Source organism: Legionella sp. km772 (assembly GCF_003989735.1).
GTDB lineage: Bacteria > Pseudomonadota > Gammaproteobacteria > Legionellales > Legionellaceae > Legionella.
In genome coordinates this window covers 30606-48712 of record NZ_RZGQ01000001.1, presented here as the reverse complement: position 1 = coordinate 48712, position 18107 = coordinate 30606, and the positions used below count along the sequence as shown (strand labels likewise).

Sequence of the window (18107 nt, the reverse complement as noted above, 5' to 3'; positions counted from 1 at the left end):
CCAACCGGGAAAATAAATGAGCAACATAGAATCGATTATAGGGACCATACCAAAATATCTGAAAAATTATGATCGTATTTTCATGAGGAAAGATATTTTATGAAAACGTTTGAACAAAATATCATTGATTTATACGGAGATAAAGGCAGGCAGTGGTTAGGGGATTTACCGAATCTCCTAACACAACTGGCAAAAACTTATGGCTTATCAAATTTAAAACCCGTCAGTAATTTAAGCTACAATTATGTGTTATCGGGGTTTCAAGGACCTCAACCAATTATTTTAAAATTAGGATTGGATGTCGATGGAATCAAGCGTGAAGCCGCAGCTCTAATGGCATTTGAAGGATCTGGTGTTGTTCAAGTATTTTCAGAAAACACAGGGTTGCTTCTACTTGAATGCGCAGTTCCAGGCGTTTCTTTAAAGTCCTATTTTCCTGAAAAAGATGACGAGGCAATTAATATCACAGCACAGGTGATCAAAAGATTGCACAAAGCCCCCATACCAAGTACCCATATATTTCCACATATCAAAGATTGGCTTGAAGCATTAGATGGCGACCTAGAAATTCCAGTGCAGATTCTGCAAAAAGCCAGAGAGATTCGCGATCTGCTTTTGAAAACGGCTATGCTAGATGTTTTGCTCCATGGTGATCTCCACCATGATAATATTTTGCAACATGGTGATGACTGGTTAGTGATCGATCCCAAGGGTGTGATTGGCGAACCACCATATGAAGTGGCTGCTTTTATCAGAAATCCTATGCCAGAATTACTGACTCACGATGATGCACCAAATATTATTCATAACCGTATCACTCGATTTGCTGAGCTCCTTGAATTACCATCGCAGCGAATTTTTGACTGGTGTTTTGTTCAAGCGGTGTTGAGTTGGGTGTGGGCAATAGAGGATGGTTGTGATGATACTTACTTTAAACATTTAACAGAATTCTTTGAGAGATATACAGATGTCTCTTCACGATAAATCCAAGTGACAATGATATCTATTGCCGTACTCACTATCAAAAGGTTTACATTGAAAGCCTAATTTTTTATAAAATCCAACAGATTCATCATCGGTTTCCAATAATATAGAACTAAGTACGTGGTCTTTTATTACTTTTTGAATCAGACAATTACCAATGCCGTGCTTTTTAAAATCATCAGACACGCTAATATGTTTAATGATAGCTTGAGTACCTTTAAGTTCAAAGCCAATAACAGCAATTAAATTTTTAGATGAAAAAGCACCAATCAAAAATTGATTTGGCTGCTTATAATTTTGTAATACTTGCGCAATTTTTTCTGCAGATGGAGAGCCGATACTGGTCTTAATAACAGAGCCAAGCGATGGATGCTCTGGGTTTATTATTTCAAAGGTAATACTTTGTTGAATTAAATTTAAATATTTTCTTATTATTGTTTCGATAGTATTTATTGAAAAATTAGGGCAATAACGTGGGTATGTTCGTTCAAGACCGTAAGAATGCTTTTCTAAAAGTTCAATGTCATATTCTATCATGTCCACTATATCAAATTTGTCGCTATATTTTTCTTCGCTATGAATTCCATGTCCACCATCATAAAGCAATCGATTGGGCAAGCGTACTAAAACATGCCAACACTCATCTGAGTTTTTAACCATGATAAAAACAATATGTGCCTTTTTACTAAAACTCTGATTCCATATCTTTAAAAAGGCATTAGCAAATGGAGCGCATGGGCCTGAATTAATGGCTGGCTCACCAAAATTATCACCAGGTATTGTGACATAACCATAGAGCCGGTTAACCTCATCTGATAAAGCATTTAAGAGATCAGAAACATTATTTTCTGCATTCATAGACAACGCTCTCATCATTTTCGTCTGGGGTAGCTGAGCCATCAAAAGCCTTTATTGCGCGAACTTTAAATCCACAACTTTTGAGAATTTCAGTTAACTCATGCTGATTGTAAATTCTGACTTTTAATTCTTCAATTTCTGTATGAATAATGCTGTTGTTGTGGATGAGTTCGTATTTGCCGATCGAATTGCAAACATTACCTTCCATGGTTGCTAATTGGCTTAGCATGATCATTTGACCATTGGGTTTGTGCCATACAGAGCCACGCCATACATCAAGTGGTGGCACAGCTTTAATTGTTTCACCTTCAAACAATAAAACACCATCATCGCTTAGATGTTGATAAAGTGTTTTAAGTGCTGATTTCACTGCTGCAGGATCGATAATTAAACAGAATGAACCACTGGGAATAAAAATTAAATTGTATTTTTCTGAACGTTTTAAATCTTCAACAAAGCCTTTCCATACCGTAGTGTCAAGATTTTTAGTTTTGGCTTTAGCATGCAAGGCTTCAAGCATATGGTCACTTGCGTCAAAGCCGTGCACATTGAAACCTTCTTCAAGTAAGGGCAGTAAAAATCGGCCTGTACCGCACATCGGCTCTAAAATAAGACCATTCGCTTTTATGGCATAGTCACGATAAAAAGCATAAGCATCTTCTGGTGGGTTTGGCTTGCTTAAATCGTAAACCTCTGTACAAAGACTGAGGTAGGTATCTAGAGTTTTATCCATTGATAACCTCTTCAATAACTCGTTTTTGTAACCCAGCCTCAGGACTGTTTTTATCTGCAATTTGGCACAATTCAAATGTTGCTTTCCACAATGCCCAGGCGCGGGCTCGGAGCCATGTATCTGGGTCCATATCCATTTTTGATATAAAAGTCTCACGAGCTTTACCGCTCAAATACGTCCATGCAATGACAAGTTCACACGCTGGATCTCCAACAGCAGCGCCACCAAAGTCAATGACTGCGGACAATTTGCCGCCATCCATAAGTATATTGCCAATCGCAAGATCTCCATGAATCCATATCGGCGCCTTATTCCATCTGGTCGCGCACGCCCGGTCCCATAAAGCTAATGCTTTGCCTGCATCGATTATCTCAGCCAGCTCTGCAATTTGTTCTCGTGCTCCTTTATCGTAAACGCTGATATGATCACCGCGCCACCAGTTGTGTTGACCTGGCCCAGGTCCTTCAACATCGGTAATCGCTTGTAGCTCTTTTAAAAACTTGGCGAGGTCAAAGGCAAGTTGTTCTTTTTCTTGATCGACCAATGTAAGCAAATTGATACTTTTTCCAGATAACCATTTGTATATAGAAAATGGATAAGAATAATCTGTCGATGGCTTTCCCATTTTAATCGGAACCGGAATGCTTACGCTTAAGCGTTTTGCTAATTTCGGCAGCAGCTCTTGCTCTTTTGGAACTTTTAAAGCGTAATGTGCGGCTGTTGGCATACGAATGAGCATATGGTCGCCAAGCCTATAGGTGCGGTTATCATGCCCTTGTTTTTCAACATCGGTTATAGGTAAATTAGCATACTCAGGAAATTGCTCCTCTATGAGTTTGCACGCAAGATCAAGGGTTGGCATAATCGATTTGTTGTTCATAGCTCCACCTCCATAACGGTTACAGGATGAGATTTAAATTCATCCATACCGATTTTCCTCCATCCAAGACGTTCGTAGTATTCTGGTATGGTGGGATCAAAAGCAAACAAGTACAGCTTTTCAAAACCAAGCTCTTTTGCTTTCAGTACAGTCACATCAATCAGCATCTTGCCAATGCCTTGCTTTTGATATTTTGGATCTACGACAAGTGAACCGAGCCAAGGAGTAAGATCTGGACGAATGCCATCATTTTCACGCAAAGAGCACATGCCAACCGGTAAATCGCCATCTAATGCAATAAAAGTGATTGGCAAAGCTTGGGTCTTCAAGTGATCTGCAAATCTTGTGATAACAGGTTCAACGGGTACATCAGGAACCCAGATTTTACCTAAGACTTCATGCCAAATGTGTGCAAGTGCAGGTATAGTGTTGGGATGGTTTTTAAGCAGTTCGATTTTGATCATGACGCTATCTCACTTATTAATTCTGGCATCAAAGTTTTTACTCTTAAAATTGTTGGTAATACTTGCATGACTTGTTCTATCCCAATATTTTTTTGCTCAAGTTCTCTTTGATTGATAGACCGATTAATATTGTAAACCATCCAGTTAATCCAATTTCCCATAACCCCATAAAACGCCGCTTCAATTATGCGTTTTTCAATTAAACCTCCGGACTCCGAATAAGATTTAAGCATTTTATGGAACACATTGATCTTGAGATTGGTTGTCACACCCGACCAATCTAACGCAGCATTTACAATTTCATATGTGGGGTTTAGTTTACGGGCCGATTCCCAATCAATTAATAGAGGTTCCTTGTTCTCAGTCCACAAAATATTTTTTTGATCTAAGTCACCATGCCCAACGACTGTATGTTTTTTAAGAATTTCAATTGAACCCAAATAATTTTCATTAATTTCGAGAAGGGTAGATAAATGGGAATTTAAAATGTCAGCAAATGGAAGCCGCATTTGAGTTGACTGCTTGATTAAGTTTGTAATGTGTTTGTTATTATGAATATCAAATTCAGGTTCATCGATACCTTCAAAACAGAGATTTATTAAATGCATTTTTGCAAGTATTCGGGCAATGATTAATGCTTGACCTTCGTGAATTTCATCTTTCTCTAAAGCATTCGCGTTAACCCAAGGATACACAAGGTAGCCATATCCATCTGTAATTAAAAGATGTTTATCAGATTGCGAGAGAGCGCATACCCCAGGGATATTTTGAGCTATAAAACTAGAAGCTATTTGCTCGCTCAATTCATAATTTTTAATGACGTGCTCATTTTGCAAATCAATATCTTTAGATAGCTGCTTAATCGCATAGGAGCCTTTATCTGTATCAAGACGCCACATGAGGTGAAGCAAGCCGCCGTAAATTCTTTCAGGATTTCGTGAATAAGTTCCCAAATTAAAATGCTTAGTTAAAAATTTAAGGTGATTGAGGTTCATACAATACTATCCATAAAATCGCCAAGTTTATAAAATCGATACTCAACCTCGTCTAATACTTGGCCAGATTCACTTTTCTTAATATATTCACCCTCAACTTTCCCTCCCAATTTTTCTGCAAGAGCTCTGCTAGCAAGGTTATTTTTTTCGACAGGATATTTTAAGTAATCAAATGATAGATTTTTGTCAGCCCATTTTTTTAATAGTGACAATGCTTCGAATCCATAACCTTGACCGTGAGCTTCCTCTTTAAGCCAAATCCCCATTTCTGGCGTTGTCGTGTTTAACTCATGTAGCGCAATGTATCCTAGAAACTCGAGCGATTCTTTTTTCAAAACAAGCAATGCTAATTCTTCTCCTTTCGACATTGCTTGTTGTTGCTCTAAAATGTGTTGATTGATTTGCGTCTGCGTTTTAGGAGCGCTTGGCCACATCCACTTTGTGATTTTGGCAGTAAAGTTTTTACAGATATCTTCGGCATATTCCATACGCAGAGTTTGGCACAACAAGCTTTCTCCTGTTAGTTGTGTTCCATTGAGATCACCTATCGCAGCGACGATGGGCTTAAGTTTTTTGATGAGCAAGTGATGCAATTTACCGCTACCACTACAATTTCCACTCATCATGAAATCAGTAATATGTTCAAAGCCGGCCTTCATATAGACATGCTTTGCTCTAGGATTCTCTGCTGCTGGATCAATTATAAACGTATCAGCTGATGCGTCGAATTCTCCTCTGAAGAAATCAAGAAATTCCGATAAGGTCTTGGCCCCATAGCCTTTGCCAAAATAATCTTTATCCCCAATCATGTAATCGATGCCATACGTATTACCGGTTTTTGAAAGGTGATTTAATTTAATATCATCGATGTGGTCTTCAGCTGTTTCTTCGATAGTCATTAGCATTGCGAATGGATGACCATCGCAGTTTGCTATCCAATAAACATACTTGCCGTCACAATAATTAGAAGGCTCTTTTCTGCCATTAACAAAATTTAAAATATCGTCTTTATGGCCTTGCGTATTATCCCAAAACTCCTGAACAAAAGGCTCTGCAAGCCAGCCAAAAATAACATCAACGTGACTTACATTGGCTTTTTCAAAATTAATGCTCATGCCACTTACTCCAAATATAATTTCATACCTTCATGACTTGCCTCAAAACCAAGTTTTTCATAAAAATGTTTTGCTTTTGGCCGCTTTTTATTTGTGGTGAGCTGGACAATAGAAACATCATTTTCCTTTGCATAAGAAATCGCTTGACTACACATCCAAGATCCTATTTTCTGACCTCTATATTTCCCGGCCACCCTGACAGCTTCTATTTGCATACGGGTGCTGCCAATAAAGGTGAGTGACGGCATAATGGTGAGGTGGCAAGTTCCTATAATTTCATAACCACTTTCTACGACCATTAAATATTGATTTGGATCAGAATCAATTTTATGAAAGGCTTTGATGTAGTTTTCGTGCACCGCAGCTGATTTGGATTCTCTTGTAGCCCCGAGTTCATCTTCTAAGAGCAGCTCTATAATATGGGGTAAATCAGCAATTCTTGCTTTTCTGTGAGTAAAATTATTCATAGCATTATACCTTCTTGGCAACTGTTAATATTCGCTCAGAAGCCTCTTTTGAAAACGCTTCGCCATTTATGTCGGTTTGAGCTAATATAACAAACCCATTTTCCTTTAAGATGTTTTGCAACTCAGCGCTACTGTAAACCTGTAGGGTGTTTTCATAACCTTTTGATACTTTTGTCGGACTCTCATTTCCATCTTGATAAACATAGGTACTATAGGATGCTAAAATGCCGTCATCAGAGATAGTGCTAAATTGGATTTCTCTGAATTTCTGACCATCGGTGGCAGCCATCCAATCTCCGGTTAATTTTGTGATGTTATTACCGGCTTTCAGATAATCTAAGTTAAATATGTCGAAAATATACAAGCCACCCGGATGCAAATTACTATTGATATTTTGGATGGTGAGTTTGAAGTCTTCTCGAGTCAAATGGCCAATTGCATTAAATATGGTAATCGCAGCATCGAACTGGCCTGCGTGCACAGTGCGGCAATCTCCTTGTAAGAATTTAATTTTCAACTGCTTAAGTTTCGCTTTTTGTTTAGCAATTTTGAGCATGCTCCGGCTAATGTCGCTGCCTACGATTTCAAAGCCTGCCTCGACGAGCCAAAAGACTTGAGAGCCGGTACCGCAAGTAAGATCAAAAACGGTAGCAACCTGATTCTCTTTTAATATTTTCTCTAAAAGAGCATTGATGGCCTTCGAATTATTTTCATTAAATTCATCATAGCACTCAGCCCTTGTGTTGTAATAAGAGGCTTTTGCAGTTGTATGTTTAAGTGTTTTCATATTCACCCCTGACTTAGTATTTTTATATGATTCATAATCGCTTCTGCTGCATCTTCCGGGCTTAAATTGCTAACATTTAGCGAAAATAAATTAGGGTGGGAGATGGAAAGAAGTGGGGTTTCATCGTGCACATCTTGCGGATCAATTGATTTCCATCGATTACGCCTCTTTGGGTCCACAACCCGTCGTAAATGTTCATCATGATCAATCAAAAGCCTGACAGGCACAAATATTGAGCCTCTTGCTTCTGCCATATAAACCACTTCTGCATAACAGACTTTATCGCCTGCATCTTCGTATAAGTTGTTTGTCAGAACATAACTGTTATGGATTTCTTTGGCTAAAAACGTCAAAACGCATCTTCTAATATTCCCAATCGCTTCCCAAGCAAAATCAGGTATCTTGGCATATCCGTCATATTGCAATAGCTCAAAAATAGGATTATTGATCAGTTGATTATCGCACACGATAAAACCATGATTTGCAGCCAGCTCCTTAGCGATGGTGTATTTTCCAACTCCGGGTTTGCCGGTTAAATAGATGATGGTTCTTGGTTGTGTCATATCATCACGCTCCTAAATACATCTGAAGCCGCAGTTTTCAGCCACTGAGGCACGAGTTCTCTCAAGGGCTCGGCTCTAAAATCAATCTCAGATAATTGATGCAAGGGAACCCAGATTAATTCAATATGCTTTTCAAGCTGGGGAATTTTATGATTGCTTTTCAAAGATGCTGATTCAGCCTCAAAAATAAAATTATATTCATGGTTGTGACAGATACTGCTATGACCAGGTTCGAAGCTGTATTCTAGACATCCTAAAAATCTCTTGATCTTGCAATGAGCTCCAGTTTCTTCCATTAATTCACGAAAAAGCGATCTTTCAATCGATTCCCCATGCTCAACATGACCCCCTGGAAGAAAATAAAAACTGATTGGCAGGTCAAGTGTTTTGCAAAGCAAAATATGGTCTTGATCTATTATCACGCCTCGACTCAAAACATGGATATTATTCTTCGTGCCCATTTTGAACCTTACATTTTGTGCCTTGATGAAATATCATTTTCCACTCATCACCATATCGCTGCCAAATTGAAGATCGCAGCGAAGCAATGCCATCTTCTGTTGTTTTGTATGTTGCTAGCGTCACGTCCTTGGATAATTCCTTAATCTTGAAGTCGCTGACCACAAATTTTCTTGGGTATTCATCTGGTTTGATACAATCATGCTTGTTGTAGACCTTGCCGGAGCTTCCAAACTCAAGAAAATCATCTGCGATTAGTTTATTTAATTGCTCGGTGGATTGTCTGACAGAAGAGTCTAAAAGGGACCGCTCTAACGCTTCAATCGATTTTGGCAAGATGCCAGCCTCGTTTATCCTTGATTCTTTTGGGGCATCTGACCTGAATCCATTCCAAAATAATCCACCATAAGGGTCTAGAATTTTCTTTACTAATAATTCTAATGCAGCAGAATTACTCGTTTGGAAAAGGCCTTGAAAGGCTTGCATGAATTCTAAAGCAAGATCGGGATTGTCGCTTTTAAGATAACGGATAATTGATTTACCGCTGGCGCACCACTTATTTTGGCTTCTAAAATAAAATTGCCCCAGAGCTTCAAGTAACCATGCTGCGGATGCAATCTGCTCATCGCGCCCGGTTGGATATTTAATATCATCCAAAACATCGGTAATTAAAAATCGTTCTTTGTTGATTTGTTCTTGGTCCCAAATAGCTGGCCCTGCATTCAAAACTTCTTGCGCAAGTATTTTAATATTTTTTGAAAAAGTGCTGGGGTTGGTTACCTCACGTCCATTCAAGATCATATGGCAGAGGCCAGAGATGCCATTTCCTGTCCTTGATTCTTCAAAAAAATACCGCAAGGTATTAAGATCATGAATAAATGCATCAATTGGCCAACCGTCGTAAATAAAGGCTTCTCGATAAGCGTGGGCTACTTCTTCAAAAACAATAATAAGATCCAAATCAGATGCACTTGTTCCTCGACCCTCTGAAACTGATCCTGCCCAGAAGATAGCTTTAGCCTGCACGTAGCGTTCTTTAATAAGTTTTTGGATGGTTGGTAACGGGTCATTTCTTGAGGATAAATCCTTTAACATCCAAGCAGTAGATTCTGTTTGAAATTGCTCAAATATTTTAAACCCAGCTTTTGTAAAGGCTTTAACTGCGGTTAGATTATCTTTTGCTGGATCAATTAGGCACCAATCAAAATGTGGAGCTAATATCTGTTCTTCAAATTCATTTAAAATTCTCACTCCGCATCCTTTGTGTAAGAACGGTTGCTCTCCGATAAATAAATCTACACCGCATACAGAGCCAGAAATAGCGTTTAAATTTAGGCCATTTTCTTGAGCGAAGTCATGAGCATTATAAGCCTGTATGTAACCTATCATTTCTTTGTTAGCGCAGATGATGTAAGCATATGTTTTATGGTTTGAATTTTTTGAAAGAGCAAGGCCATGGATGTGTTTACCAAATTTCTCTTTCACCAAATCCAGCGTATACGTCACATCCTGATCCCACCAGTTTTTGACGTGCGGCGTCTCCAGCCACTTTAGCAGTAAAGGAAAATGTGATTCAGCTAAGGGAACAAAAGTGATTTTCATAGCAGGTTAATCTCTTTGACGCGTGTTAAGACCTTCAGGTAAGTTAAAAATTGCTCCATATCTTTTTCTACTGGAGCAAAATACTCCTTCTCATTTGTTTTCATAATTTCAGCCGCTTTTTTGACGAGCTTCTTACCAGCAGGTGATAGGCTCGAGTATTTTGCCCGCTCATCACCTTCTATTTGCGCGCGACAAACAAGCCCTCGTTTTTGTAGAGTACGAAGGATTTGCGATGTCATGGTGACATCGGAATTGGTGAGCCTCGCCAAATCATTTTGTGTTGCCTTGTCTTGATGCTTTTCTAGCTCAAATAGCGTCCCCATAAAGACATACTGCGTATGCGTTAGGCCAACAGCCTCCAGAGCCCTGTCTGTGATGCGCTTCCACGTAAAATAGGCCTGAGCAAAAGTAAAACTTGGGCCCTCTAGCACAGGGATTGGGTAGTCTTTTGTGGCGTTATCTGACATGTATTTCTCTCCATAAAATGGGTTGTTTTTAAAAAAGAGCTTAATCATAACATCATTATACATATTATAGTTGCACAAAATATAGTTTTATGTCAAGATAAAGCTGTAGGAATCTCATAATTTTGTCATCTGGCGGAAAATTGAACATGCAACTATTTGATCTAAAAGGTAAAACAGCATTAATCACCGGGGCTTCCAGTGGTCTTGGGGAGCAATTTGCCCGCTCTCTATCTGGTGCAGGGGCACGTGTGATCTTGGCCGCTCGCAAGATTGATAAGTTGAACGAATTGGCTGCTGAGCTTAATAACGCGAAGGCCATTCAAATGGATGTGTCGGACAAACAATCTGTAAAAAGTTGCTTTGCTGAGTTAGAAAAGGATAGTGAGAAGATCGACATCTGCGTTAATAATGCCGGAATTGCTATTCTTACTCCTATTTTTGAAGAAGATGATAATGATAATTTTGAGTCCATTATCCAAACGAACCTGATGGGCGTGTGGTACGTCACTAAGGCAGTGGCAAACCACATGAAAAACCATGGCATTCATGGATCAATTATTAATATTGCCAGCATTAACGGAGATGCCTTTCCTTATAAGGAAGCAACCGCTTATGCAACCTCTAAGGCGGCTGTGATTCATATGGCAAAATCTTTGGTGACCGAGTTATCAAGGCATAAAATCAGAATCAATTCTATAGCCCCCGGTCTTTTTCATACTCCTATGACAGATCACAAATTGGGTACTGATCAACAACGACAAGAGTTTGCTAAGCAGATTCCTATGGGTTTTGTTGCAACACCAAAAGATTTAGATGGCGCGTTGTTGTTGCTCGCATCAAATGCGCATTCGTCTTATATAACAGGAGCATGCATTACCGTTGATGGTGGCAAATCTTTTGGAACATCCTGGGGGTCATAATAATTTCATGCGCGTACTTAAATTCATCATCGCAAATATAGGTCCCTATAAAAAGTATGTGTTTGGCATTTTTTTAGCGATGTGCTTGATCACCGTTGATAATACCTTAAAGCCGCTTTTAGTTAAGCTGTTTATTGATATTGTCTCGGGAGCTGAGCAAGGAAATCTATGGGTTGTATTTACATTCTATGCCTTACTTCAATTCATGTTGGTGAGTGTATGGACGATGAGCGACTATTGCATCACAAAATATACAGCCAAGTTTCGATTAAATGTAGCGGAACACTTTATGACAAAGCTATATGAATATCCGTATAGCTTTTTTCAAAATCAGCTTTCTGGCTCTTTGACATCAAAAATAAATGATGCATTTCAACACTTGCCGCATCTGATCTTCACGATCATTAACCCCTTTATGTATTTCATACTGTTAATACTGATCTCATTAGGGCTGCTTGCCTCAGTTGCACCTATTTTTGCACTGAGTATGGGGGCTTGGGTTCTATTATTTTTTGTGATTACCATGGTTTCCATGAAAAAAAGCATGCGGCTCAATAAAGAATATGCTGAGGAAAAGTCTAAAATAATCGGGCTCGCTGCAGACTATCTTGGCAATATGATGAGCGTGAAACTTTTTGCCGCCAGAACTTTTGAACAAGGGCGATTTTTCAAACTGCAAAAACCTTTTGTTGATATAGCTGAAAAAGGCGGTTTTTATCACACCTGGTTGTATGGTTTTCTTGGGATTCTCACGTCGCTTTACGCACTTGCTTTCCTAAGTGCACTAATATTTGGTTATCAAAAAGGGGTTGTTAGTCCGGGTGATTTTGCGCTGGTTATTATGACCAACTTCAACATCATTAATACTCTTTATCAACTCTCTCATATGCTCAGAGATTTTATAGCTAATTGGGGAGCAGTGGATCAAGCGATAGCTTTGCTAGAAACAAGCGAAATTACGCATACAGATAAACCAAACGCTAGCACTTTAAATTGCATACAAGGAAAAATAACCTTTGATCAAGTCAAATTCCATTACAAAGGCACTGAACCACTTTTCCAGAATAAATCTATCGAAATTACAGCCGGTCAAAAAGTTGGCCTTGTTGGTTATTCAGGAGGCGGCAAGTCTACTTTCGTCAATTTGATTCTCAGGCTTTACGACGTAACAGATGGCGCTATTTTAATCGATGGGCAGGATATTAGGGATGTAACCCAAGATAGTTTACGAGAAAATATCGCTATGATTCCACAAGATCCATCATTGTTTCACAGAAGTTTGATGGAAAATATTCGTTACGGCCGAGCAGATAGCACTGATGAAGAAGTAATTGAAGCTGCTAAAAAAGCCCACGCTCATGAGTTTATCTCCACATTACCCCAAGGTTATGACTCACTTGTTGGCGAAAGAGGCGTTAAACTTTCCGGTGGACAGCGTCAACGCATTGCGATTGCCAGAGCAATTCTCAAAAACGCACCAATCCTTATCCTTGATGAAGCAACGAGCCAACTTGATTCTGTGACGGAAAGCTTGATCCAAGCATCCTTATGGGAGTTGATGCAAAACAAAACCACAATCGTCATTGCCCACCGCTTATCAACCTTACTTCATATGGATCGCATTTTGGTTTTTGATAAAGGCAAGATCGTAGAGGATGGAACCCATAATGAACTTCTTGCAAAAGGTGGGCTTTATAAGCACTTGTGGGACGCACAAGTCGGTGGCTTTTTGGGTGATGAAAAAACGGAGGATGAAGCATGAAATCTTCAGTAAATATTCAATATACATCTACTCCAGCAAGTGCAGACATTGATTTTTTAACCCAGAAAATTAATCAAGAAACACCTGAATTCGGTGAAGCTCATCCTTTCGCATTCTTTATGAGAGATGAGAAGAACCAAATCATTGCAGGCTGCAACGGGAGTGTGATTTTCGGCAGCATTTATACCGATCAATTGTGGGTACATCCGGCTCATCGTAAGAATGGTTTGGGGCATCAACTGATGGAAGCGGTTCATGATTATGGCCGTAAGTCAGGATGTTCCATGGCAACTGTTGCCACAATGAGCTTTCAGGGAGCCAAAGCGTTCTATGAAAAATTGGGGTACATAGTAGATTTCGAGAGAACGGGCTATACGCAAAATTCTAGCTGCATCTTTTTAAAGCGGAGCTTGTAATGTTTAAGGTTGATTGGGAGAAAACAAGTGTCGCATACCAGCTGCCAGAAGGCATGATAGAGAAAATGGTATGCCTTGCTTATCCTGATAAAAAACTTACCTCCAGTGAATTGATTGCTGGTGGATGCGCTAATCTCAATGTTAAAATTCAGCTAGAAAATGAAAATCAGCCCCTGATTTTGCGTGTTTATTTGCGCGATCAAGATGCTGCTTACCGCGAACAAAAATTAGCCGCATTAATCAAAGAAACTGTGCCGGCACCACTAACGCATTACATTGGCGAGCTTGAAGGGCATCACTTTGCCATTACAGAGTTTATACCAGGGCTTTCACTTCGAGATCTTTTACTGGGCGATGTCCCGCATGATCTGAGCGCAATCATGCATGAGGTAGGGTTAATCCTTTCAAAAATTACAGCGCATGAATTTTCAGAGGCAGGCTTCTTGAATAAAGAGTTGGAGGTGGTCACATGTGAATCCTCTGATGTTATAAAATTTGCACAGGATTGCTTGAATGACAGAACCGTAGTATCTGTGCTAGATCCTTCGGTGATTGCTGAAATCAAACAAACTATAGAGCAGCACGCATCTTTATTTGCTACTGGCGATGAACAGCACCTCGTTCATGGCGACTTTGATCCCGCAAATATTTTGGTAGATAAAATTAACGGCTCTTGGATTGTGACCGGCATTTTGGACTGGGAATTTGCTTTTTCTGGGTCTTACCTTTGGGATGTGGCTAACATGCTGAGATACGCCCATAAAATGCCACCTGAATTCCAGAACTCATTTATAGATGCCTTGCAAAGAAATGGTATCAAATTGCCTCCCGATTGGCGCACAACTACACATTTATTGAATTTATCATCGTTGCTTGACCTTCTTAAACGATCGGACCCTCAACGTCACCCGAACAGATGCGCTGATATTCGCGAACTTATAGATCATATCTTATCAGAGTTAAATAACATGCAAAAAATAGATCGTATTGAAATTAAACCTTATGACCCAAATTGGCCAAATGCATTTGAAAAAGAGGCGGCTCTCATTAAGAAAGCATTAGCTGATAACTGCGTTGCTATTCATCATGTCGGTTCGACTTCGGTGCCAGGTTTGGCGGCTAAGCCTAAGATAGACATTATCGCAGTTGTCCGAAATTTGTTTTTTGATAAATCACAATTAGAGGCTATAGGATATAAATATAGGGGTGGGTTTAATATCCCTCTGCGAAGAAGCTTCACAATAAGAACAGCTGATAGAAATATCAATCTTCACGTTTTTGAAGAAAACGATCCTGAAATTGAGTTAAATATTTTATTTAGGGATCATTTACGCGAGAGCCCTAGTGCTCGGGATGAATATGCGCTGCTAAAATATAAACTGATTGCAGAAGAATCTTCCCATGAGAAAAACGACTCTATTTATAGAGGATATACTCTTGGTAAACATGATTTTATTCAGAGAATATTAAATCAGTCTGGTTTTAATAAGCGCCGATTTGTGCTATGCACCCATCACTCTGAGTGGGCTGCTGCTAAACATTTTCGTGACACCTATTTCTTTGGCCCCCATGGTATCGATGATCCCTATACGTGGACTTTTACCCATGAAGAGCATGCTCATCTTGTTTTATATCAAGGCACAGAGATTGTCGCTTACGCCCATATTCAGTTCTGGCCTGATAAAAGAGCGGCAATTCGTATTATTGCCACTGATGAGAATAAGCGAAATCAAAGCTTCGGAAGCAGGTTTTTAACGCTTATAGAGAAATGGCTACGAAGTTTAGGCGTTAAAAGCATTCATGCTGAATCCAGACAAAGCAGTTTAAGATTCTATCTCAAAAACGGCTATACAAAAATGCCATTTGACGATCCCGAAAACCATGAATCCGATCCAAACGATGTTCCTGTGGGTAAAGTGTTATGATAAAGATTGAAACAATTACACCGGACTTGGCTGAAGGACTCTGCCGCAAAATTACAGTTGATTTACCGGAGTACTTTGGTTTGCCTGAAGTGAACGAGCATTATGCTATTGGAGTTCACTCTCGGCTCAATCTGGCTGCACGTGTAGGTGAAGAATATGTTGGTCTTATTTCAATAGATTTCCCTTATCCTGAAAATGCTAACATTTATTGGATGGGTATTTTACAAGATTATCACCGAACAGGGATAGGAAAAATATTATCTTACGAAGCTTTTAAGCAGGCAAAAAATAGAGGCGCTAAAACAATTTCTGTCGAAACTTTATCGCCGGAAGAAACGGATGAAAATTACTTAAAAACATATCAGTTCTACAGATCCTTAGGCTTTGCTCCATTATTCAATTTAAAGCCTGAAGGCTACGAGTGGAATATGGTTTATATGTTTAAAAGCCTGGATGATCTTTGTGAAAACAGAACAAATGACGTATTAATACGTCCCCTTATAAGAGAAGACATTGTAGCTATATCTGAGTCTTTTAACCAAATCGGCTGGAATAAACCGCCATCGCTTTTCGAAGAATGTTTGAAGGAACAAGAAGCAGGAGAGCGATTCGTTTGGGTGGCTCACGTCTATGATCAATTTGCCGGTTACATAACCTTGAAATGGCAATCTGGGTATCCGTCATTTAAAGCGCAAAATATCCCAGAAATTATGGATTTAAACGTATTGCCTTCATTTAGAAAAATGGGCATTGGTTCCTTGCTGCTTGATATAGCAGAAAAAGAAGCTGCAACTAGATCGGATACCATCGGCATCGGGGTTGGTCTATATGCAGGCTCAGATGGTGGTTATGGAGCCGCTCAAAGACTTTATATAAAGCGCGGCTATATCCCTGACGGAAAAGGCGTTACTTATAATTATGAACCCACGATTCCAGGTAACAGCTATTCGCTTGATGATGATCTGGTGCTGTGGTTTACGAAGAAATTGAGTTAAGAGGATTTATGATAAATATTTTAAATTACCTCTTGACCCTCACGTTACGTCATATCTTATCTTTGAATTGTATTATTTGAGGGCAAGATTATGGCTTATACGGTAAAAGAATTAGCAAAGATATCTGGTGTAAGTGTACGTACACTGCATTGGTACGATGAGATTGGTTTGCTTAAACCTTTCTCAAAAGGAGCTAATAACTACCGTTATTATGAAGAACAGCAACTATTGCGTTTGCAACAAATTCTGTTTTTTAAAGAGCTAGGCTTCGCCTTAAATGATATCCAAAGGCTTCTTTCGCAAAATGACTTTGACAACATTAGAGCATTAAATGCGCATAGAAAAATTTTGGAAGATGAAATCGTTCGTAAAAATGATCTGATCACTACGATCGATAAAACAATTCAACATTTAAGAGGAAAAGAGGCTATGACAGACAAAGAATTATATTATGGTTTTGATAAAAAACTGCCTAAGAGCAACCAATATACATGTATAGCTCGTGGTACACCAGCAGAAAAAATGTTGGAGCATTTTAAAAAAGATGATGTCATTTGGTCAGAGCAAGAATGGTCTGATTTTAAAAATGAAGTAGATATGCTGGATAAAGCGATTGCGAAATTAATATCAAAAAATGCTAAACCAGAAAGCGAAGATGTACAAGCGCTGATCCAGAAACATTACGAACTGCAATCTAATTTTTTTAATTTGACTCATGATGCTTATTTGGCCTTGATTCACACGTATGAAGATGATGACGCCACGATCAAAACATTTTTTGAAGCTTATCATCCCAAAATGCAAAAATTTATATGCGAAGCAATGAGGCATTATGCAACTAAAATTTTGTAAAACAAATAAATATGGGGCCGGTTTGACTGGCCTTATGCGACCTTGGGTTCTTTATGCAAAAAGATACTAAATTGAGAGATATTATGACTTTCCCCTACAAGATCATCGATCTAACCCACGTACTTGATAGCACAATCCCTACATGGAATGGTGGATGCGGGTTTAATCATGATGTGCATATCGATTATGCTGATTGCCATGGTGAAGATAAATTTCGCGTCATGAAAGTGGGAATGCATGCTGGGATTGGCACGCATATGGATGCGCCAAGTCACTGTATTCCTGAGGGGAGATTCATTCATGATTTTGATGTAAATGATTTGGTAATGCAGTGCATGGTGATTGATGTATCAGGTAAATGCTTTGAGCGTTATTCCTTGAGCGTGCAAGATGTAGCCGATTTTGAAAGCAAGTATGGGCTTATTCAAAAAGGCTCATGCGTGATGGTTAAAACCGGTTGGAGCAAATTTTGGCATATACCTTCGAAATATCATAACAACCATGTGTTCCCATCCGTATCCTCTGAAGCCGCATCACTTTTACTTGAACGAGGCGTGAGCGCCATTGGTATTGATACACTCTCGCCCGATCGCCCAGAAGATGGCTTTAAGGTTCATAAACTCTTTTTAGGTGCGGATAAGATCATCATAGAAAATGTAGCAAATCTGGGTATGCTACCGACCGGAAGCTTTGTCATGGTCCTGCCCATCAAAATTAAAGATGGTACAGAAGCGCCGGTAAGGATCGTTGGATTGATTGAAAATGACAATGGAGCAAGTAGGTAAGGATATGGGTGTTAAATATTTTTAAGGACAAGATATGGAAAAAGTTAAACAACATATGAGTAATAAATTATAAAAAGG

General features: G+C 39.2%; 20 protein-coding genes. 8 read left to right on the top strand and 12 right to left on the bottom strand.

Features of this window, described 5'->3' with window-relative positions:
* Positions 1-99 precede the first annotated feature (99 nt).
* Positions 100-984: an aminoglycoside phosphotransferase family protein gene (locus tag ELY15_RS00270; RefSeq protein ID WP_127097652.1), complete on the top strand. Its 885-nt coding sequence runs from the start codon at positions 100-102 to the stop codon at positions 982-984.
* Here ELY15_RS00270 and ELY15_RS16005 read toward each other — a convergent pair.
* Genes ELY15_RS16005 through ELY15_RS00210 form a run of 12 tightly spaced genes read right to left on the bottom strand, consistent with a single transcriptional unit; the run spans position 976 to position 10437 of the window.
* On the bottom strand, positions 976-1842 hold the full coding sequence (locus ELY15_RS16005; RefSeq protein ID WP_158617390.1) for a GNAT family N-acetyltransferase: 867 nt from the start codon (positions 1840-1842) through the stop codon (positions 976-978). The genes ELY15_RS00270 and ELY15_RS16005 overlap by 9 nt on opposite strands.
* Entirely contained in the window at positions 1826-2575 is a 750-nt protein-coding gene (locus ELY15_RS00260; RefSeq protein WP_127097651.1) for a bifunctional 2-polyprenyl-6-hydroxyphenol methylase/3-demethylubiquinol 3-O-methyltransferase UbiG, read from the bottom strand. The genes ELY15_RS16005 and ELY15_RS00260 overlap by 17 nt, the downstream gene beginning before the upstream one ends.
* Positions 2568-3455: an aminoglycoside phosphotransferase family protein gene (locus ELY15_RS00255; protein ID WP_127097650.1), complete on the bottom strand. Its 888-nt coding sequence runs from the start codon at positions 3453-3455 to the stop codon at positions 2568-2570. Before ELY15_RS00255 ends, ELY15_RS00260 begins: the two co-directional genes overlap by 8 nt.
* A complete protein-coding gene (locus tag ELY15_RS00250) occupies positions 3452-3919 on the bottom strand; it encodes a GNAT family N-acetyltransferase (protein ID WP_127097649.1) in 468 nt (155 codons plus the stop codon). Before ELY15_RS00250 ends, ELY15_RS00255 begins: the two co-directional genes overlap by 4 nt.
* Positions 3916-4914, bottom strand: coding sequence for an aminoglycoside phosphotransferase family protein (locus tag ELY15_RS00245; protein WP_127097648.1), 999 nt, complete (start codon positions 4912-4914; stop codon positions 3916-3918). Before ELY15_RS00245 ends, ELY15_RS00250 begins: the two co-directional genes overlap by 4 nt.
* Complete coding sequence (locus ELY15_RS16405; protein ID WP_233586441.1) at positions 4911-6029, bottom strand: GNAT family N-acetyltransferase; 1119 nt, start codon at positions 6027-6029, stop codon at positions 4911-4913. Before ELY15_RS16405 ends, ELY15_RS00245 begins: the two co-directional genes overlap by 4 nt.
* Before the next feature lie 5 nt (positions 6030-6034).
* Positions 6035-6496 (bottom strand): GNAT family N-acetyltransferase, encoded by a 462-nt coding sequence (locus ELY15_RS00235; protein ID WP_127097647.1) that lies wholly within the window; start codon positions 6494-6496, stop codon positions 6035-6037.
* A 4-nt stretch (positions 6497-6500) separates the two neighbouring features.
* Positions 6501-7283 (bottom strand): class I SAM-dependent methyltransferase, encoded by a 783-nt coding sequence (locus ELY15_RS00230; RefSeq protein ID WP_127097646.1) that lies wholly within the window; start codon positions 7281-7283, stop codon positions 6501-6503.
* 2 nt (positions 7284-7285) lie between these two features.
* Positions 7286-7846, bottom strand: coding sequence for a hypothetical protein (locus ELY15_RS00225; RefSeq protein ID WP_127097645.1), 561 nt, complete (start codon positions 7844-7846; stop codon positions 7286-7288).
* The gene (locus tag ELY15_RS00220; RefSeq protein ID WP_127097644.1) at positions 7843-8307 is read right to left on the bottom strand and encodes an NUDIX domain-containing protein; all 465 of its coding nucleotides are present in this window, start codon (positions 8305-8307) and stop codon (positions 7843-7845) included. The genes ELY15_RS00225 and ELY15_RS00220 overlap by 4 nt, the downstream gene beginning before the upstream one ends.
* A complete protein-coding gene (locus tag ELY15_RS00215) occupies positions 8291-9907 on the bottom strand; it encodes a GNAT family N-acetyltransferase (RefSeq protein WP_127097643.1) in 1617 nt (538 codons plus the stop codon). Before ELY15_RS00215 ends, ELY15_RS00220 begins: the two co-directional genes overlap by 17 nt.
* Positions 9904-10437: a MarR family winged helix-turn-helix transcriptional regulator gene (locus tag ELY15_RS00210; protein ID WP_233586440.1), complete on the bottom strand. Its 534-nt coding sequence runs from the start codon at positions 10435-10437 to the stop codon at positions 9904-9906. The genes ELY15_RS00215 and ELY15_RS00210 overlap by 4 nt, the downstream gene beginning before the upstream one ends.
* An 83-nt stretch (positions 10438-10520) precedes the next feature.
* On the opposite strand from ELY15_RS00210, the gene ELY15_RS00205 reads away from it, so the two are divergent.
* The 7 genes from ELY15_RS00205 (at position 10521) to ELY15_RS00175 (ending at position 18029) form a co-directional block, all read left to right on the top strand.
* On the top strand, positions 10521-11294 hold the full coding sequence (locus ELY15_RS00205) for an SDR family NAD(P)-dependent oxidoreductase (protein ID WP_127097642.1): 774 nt from the start codon (positions 10521-10523) through the stop codon (positions 11292-11294).
* Positions 11257-13056, top strand: coding sequence for an ABC transporter ATP-binding protein (locus tag ELY15_RS00200; protein ID WP_199744128.1), 1800 nt, complete (start codon positions 11257-11259; stop codon positions 13054-13056). Before ELY15_RS00205 ends, ELY15_RS00200 begins: the two co-directional genes overlap by 38 nt.
* Positions 13053-13472 carry an N-acetyltransferase gene (locus tag ELY15_RS00195; RefSeq protein WP_127097640.1) on the top strand — a complete coding sequence of 140 codons (420 nt, stop codon included), beginning with the start codon at positions 13053-13055 and terminating at the stop codon, positions 13470-13472. Before ELY15_RS00200 ends, ELY15_RS00195 begins: the two co-directional genes overlap by 4 nt.
* Complete coding sequence (locus ELY15_RS00190) at positions 13472-15397, top strand: GNAT family N-acetyltransferase (protein ID WP_127097639.1); 1926 nt, start codon at positions 13472-13474, stop codon at positions 15395-15397. The genes ELY15_RS00195 and ELY15_RS00190 overlap by 1 nt, the downstream gene beginning before the upstream one ends.
* Positions 15394-16392, top strand: coding sequence for a GNAT family N-acetyltransferase (locus tag ELY15_RS00185; protein ID WP_127097638.1), 999 nt, complete (start codon positions 15394-15396; stop codon positions 16390-16392). The genes ELY15_RS00190 and ELY15_RS00185 overlap by 4 nt, the downstream gene beginning before the upstream one ends.
* Before the next feature lie 90 nt (positions 16393-16482).
* A complete protein-coding gene (locus tag ELY15_RS00180) occupies positions 16483-17244 on the top strand; it encodes a MerR family transcriptional regulator (protein WP_127097637.1) in 762 nt (253 codons plus the stop codon).
* 53 nt (positions 17245-17297) lie between these two features.
* Complete coding sequence (locus ELY15_RS00175; protein ID WP_127097636.1) at positions 17298-18029, top strand: cyclase family protein; 732 nt, start codon at positions 17298-17300, stop codon at positions 18027-18029.
* Positions 18030-18107 lie beyond the last annotated feature (78 nt).

What these genes read in the sequence shown, in the direction of transcription:
- ELY15_RS00270 (WP_127097652.1), top strand. Translation starts at nt 100, where the DNA reads ATGAAAACGTTTGAACAAAATATCATTGATTTATACGGAGATAAAGGC.
- ELY15_RS16005 (WP_158617390.1), bottom strand. Translation starts at nt 1,842, where the DNA reads ATGAATGCAGAAAATAATGTTTCTGATCTCTTAAATGCTTTATCAGAT.
- ELY15_RS00260 (WP_127097651.1), bottom strand. Translation starts at nt 2,575, where the DNA reads ATGGATAAAACTCTAGATACCTACCTCAGTCTTTGTACAGAGGTTTAC.
- ELY15_RS00255 (WP_127097650.1), bottom strand. Translation starts at nt 3,455, where the DNA reads ATGAACAACAAATCGATTATGCCAACCCTTGATCTTGCGTGCAAACTC.
- ELY15_RS00250 (WP_127097649.1), bottom strand. Translation starts at nt 3,919, where the DNA reads ATGATCAAAATCGAACTGCTTAAAAACCATCCCAACACTATACCTGCA.
- ELY15_RS00245 (WP_127097648.1), bottom strand. Translation starts at nt 4,914, where the DNA reads ATGAACCTCAATCACCTTAAATTTTTAACTAAGCATTTTAATTTGGGA.
- ELY15_RS16405 (WP_233586441.1), bottom strand. Translation starts at nt 6,029, where the DNA reads ATGAGCATTAATTTTGAAAAAGCCAATGTAAGTCACGTTGATGTTATT.
- ELY15_RS00235 (WP_127097647.1), bottom strand. Translation starts at nt 6,496, where the DNA reads ATGAATAATTTTACTCACAGAAAAGCAAGAATTGCTGATTTACCCCAT.
- ELY15_RS00230 (WP_127097646.1), bottom strand. Translation starts at nt 7,283, where the DNA reads ATGAAAACACTTAAACATACAACTGCAAAAGCCTCTTATTACAACACA.
- ELY15_RS00225 (WP_127097645.1), bottom strand. Translation starts at nt 7,846, where the DNA reads ATGACACAACCAAGAACCATCATCTATTTAACCGGCAAACCCGGAGTT.
- ELY15_RS00220 (WP_127097644.1), bottom strand. Translation starts at nt 8,307, where the DNA reads ATGGGCACGAAGAATAATATCCATGTTTTGAGTCGAGGCGTGATAATA.
- ELY15_RS00215 (WP_127097643.1), bottom strand. Translation starts at nt 9,907, where the DNA reads ATGAAAATCACTTTTGTTCCCTTAGCTGAATCACATTTTCCTTTACTG.
- ELY15_RS00210 (WP_233586440.1), bottom strand. Translation starts at nt 10,437, where the DNA reads ATGTATAATGATGTTATGATTAAGCTCTTTTTTAAAAACAACCCATTT.
- ELY15_RS00205 (WP_127097642.1), top strand. Translation starts at nt 10,521, where the DNA reads ATGCAACTATTTGATCTAAAAGGTAAAACAGCATTAATCACCGGGGCT.
- ELY15_RS00200 (WP_199744128.1), top strand. Translation starts at nt 11,257, where the DNA reads ATGGTGGCAAATCTTTTGGAACATCCTGGGGGTCATAATAATTTCATG.
- ELY15_RS00195 (WP_127097640.1), top strand. Translation starts at nt 13,053, where the DNA reads ATGAAATCTTCAGTAAATATTCAATATACATCTACTCCAGCAAGTGCA.
- ELY15_RS00190 (WP_127097639.1), top strand. Translation starts at nt 13,472, where the DNA reads ATGTTTAAGGTTGATTGGGAGAAAACAAGTGTCGCATACCAGCTGCCA.
- ELY15_RS00185 (WP_127097638.1), top strand. Translation starts at nt 15,394, where the DNA reads ATGATAAAGATTGAAACAATTACACCGGACTTGGCTGAAGGACTCTGC.
- ELY15_RS00180 (WP_127097637.1), top strand. Translation starts at nt 16,483, where the DNA reads ATGGCTTATACGGTAAAAGAATTAGCAAAGATATCTGGTGTAAGTGTA.
- ELY15_RS00175 (WP_127097636.1), top strand. Translation starts at nt 17,298, where the DNA reads ATGCAAAAAGATACTAAATTGAGAGATATTATGACTTTCCCCTACAAG.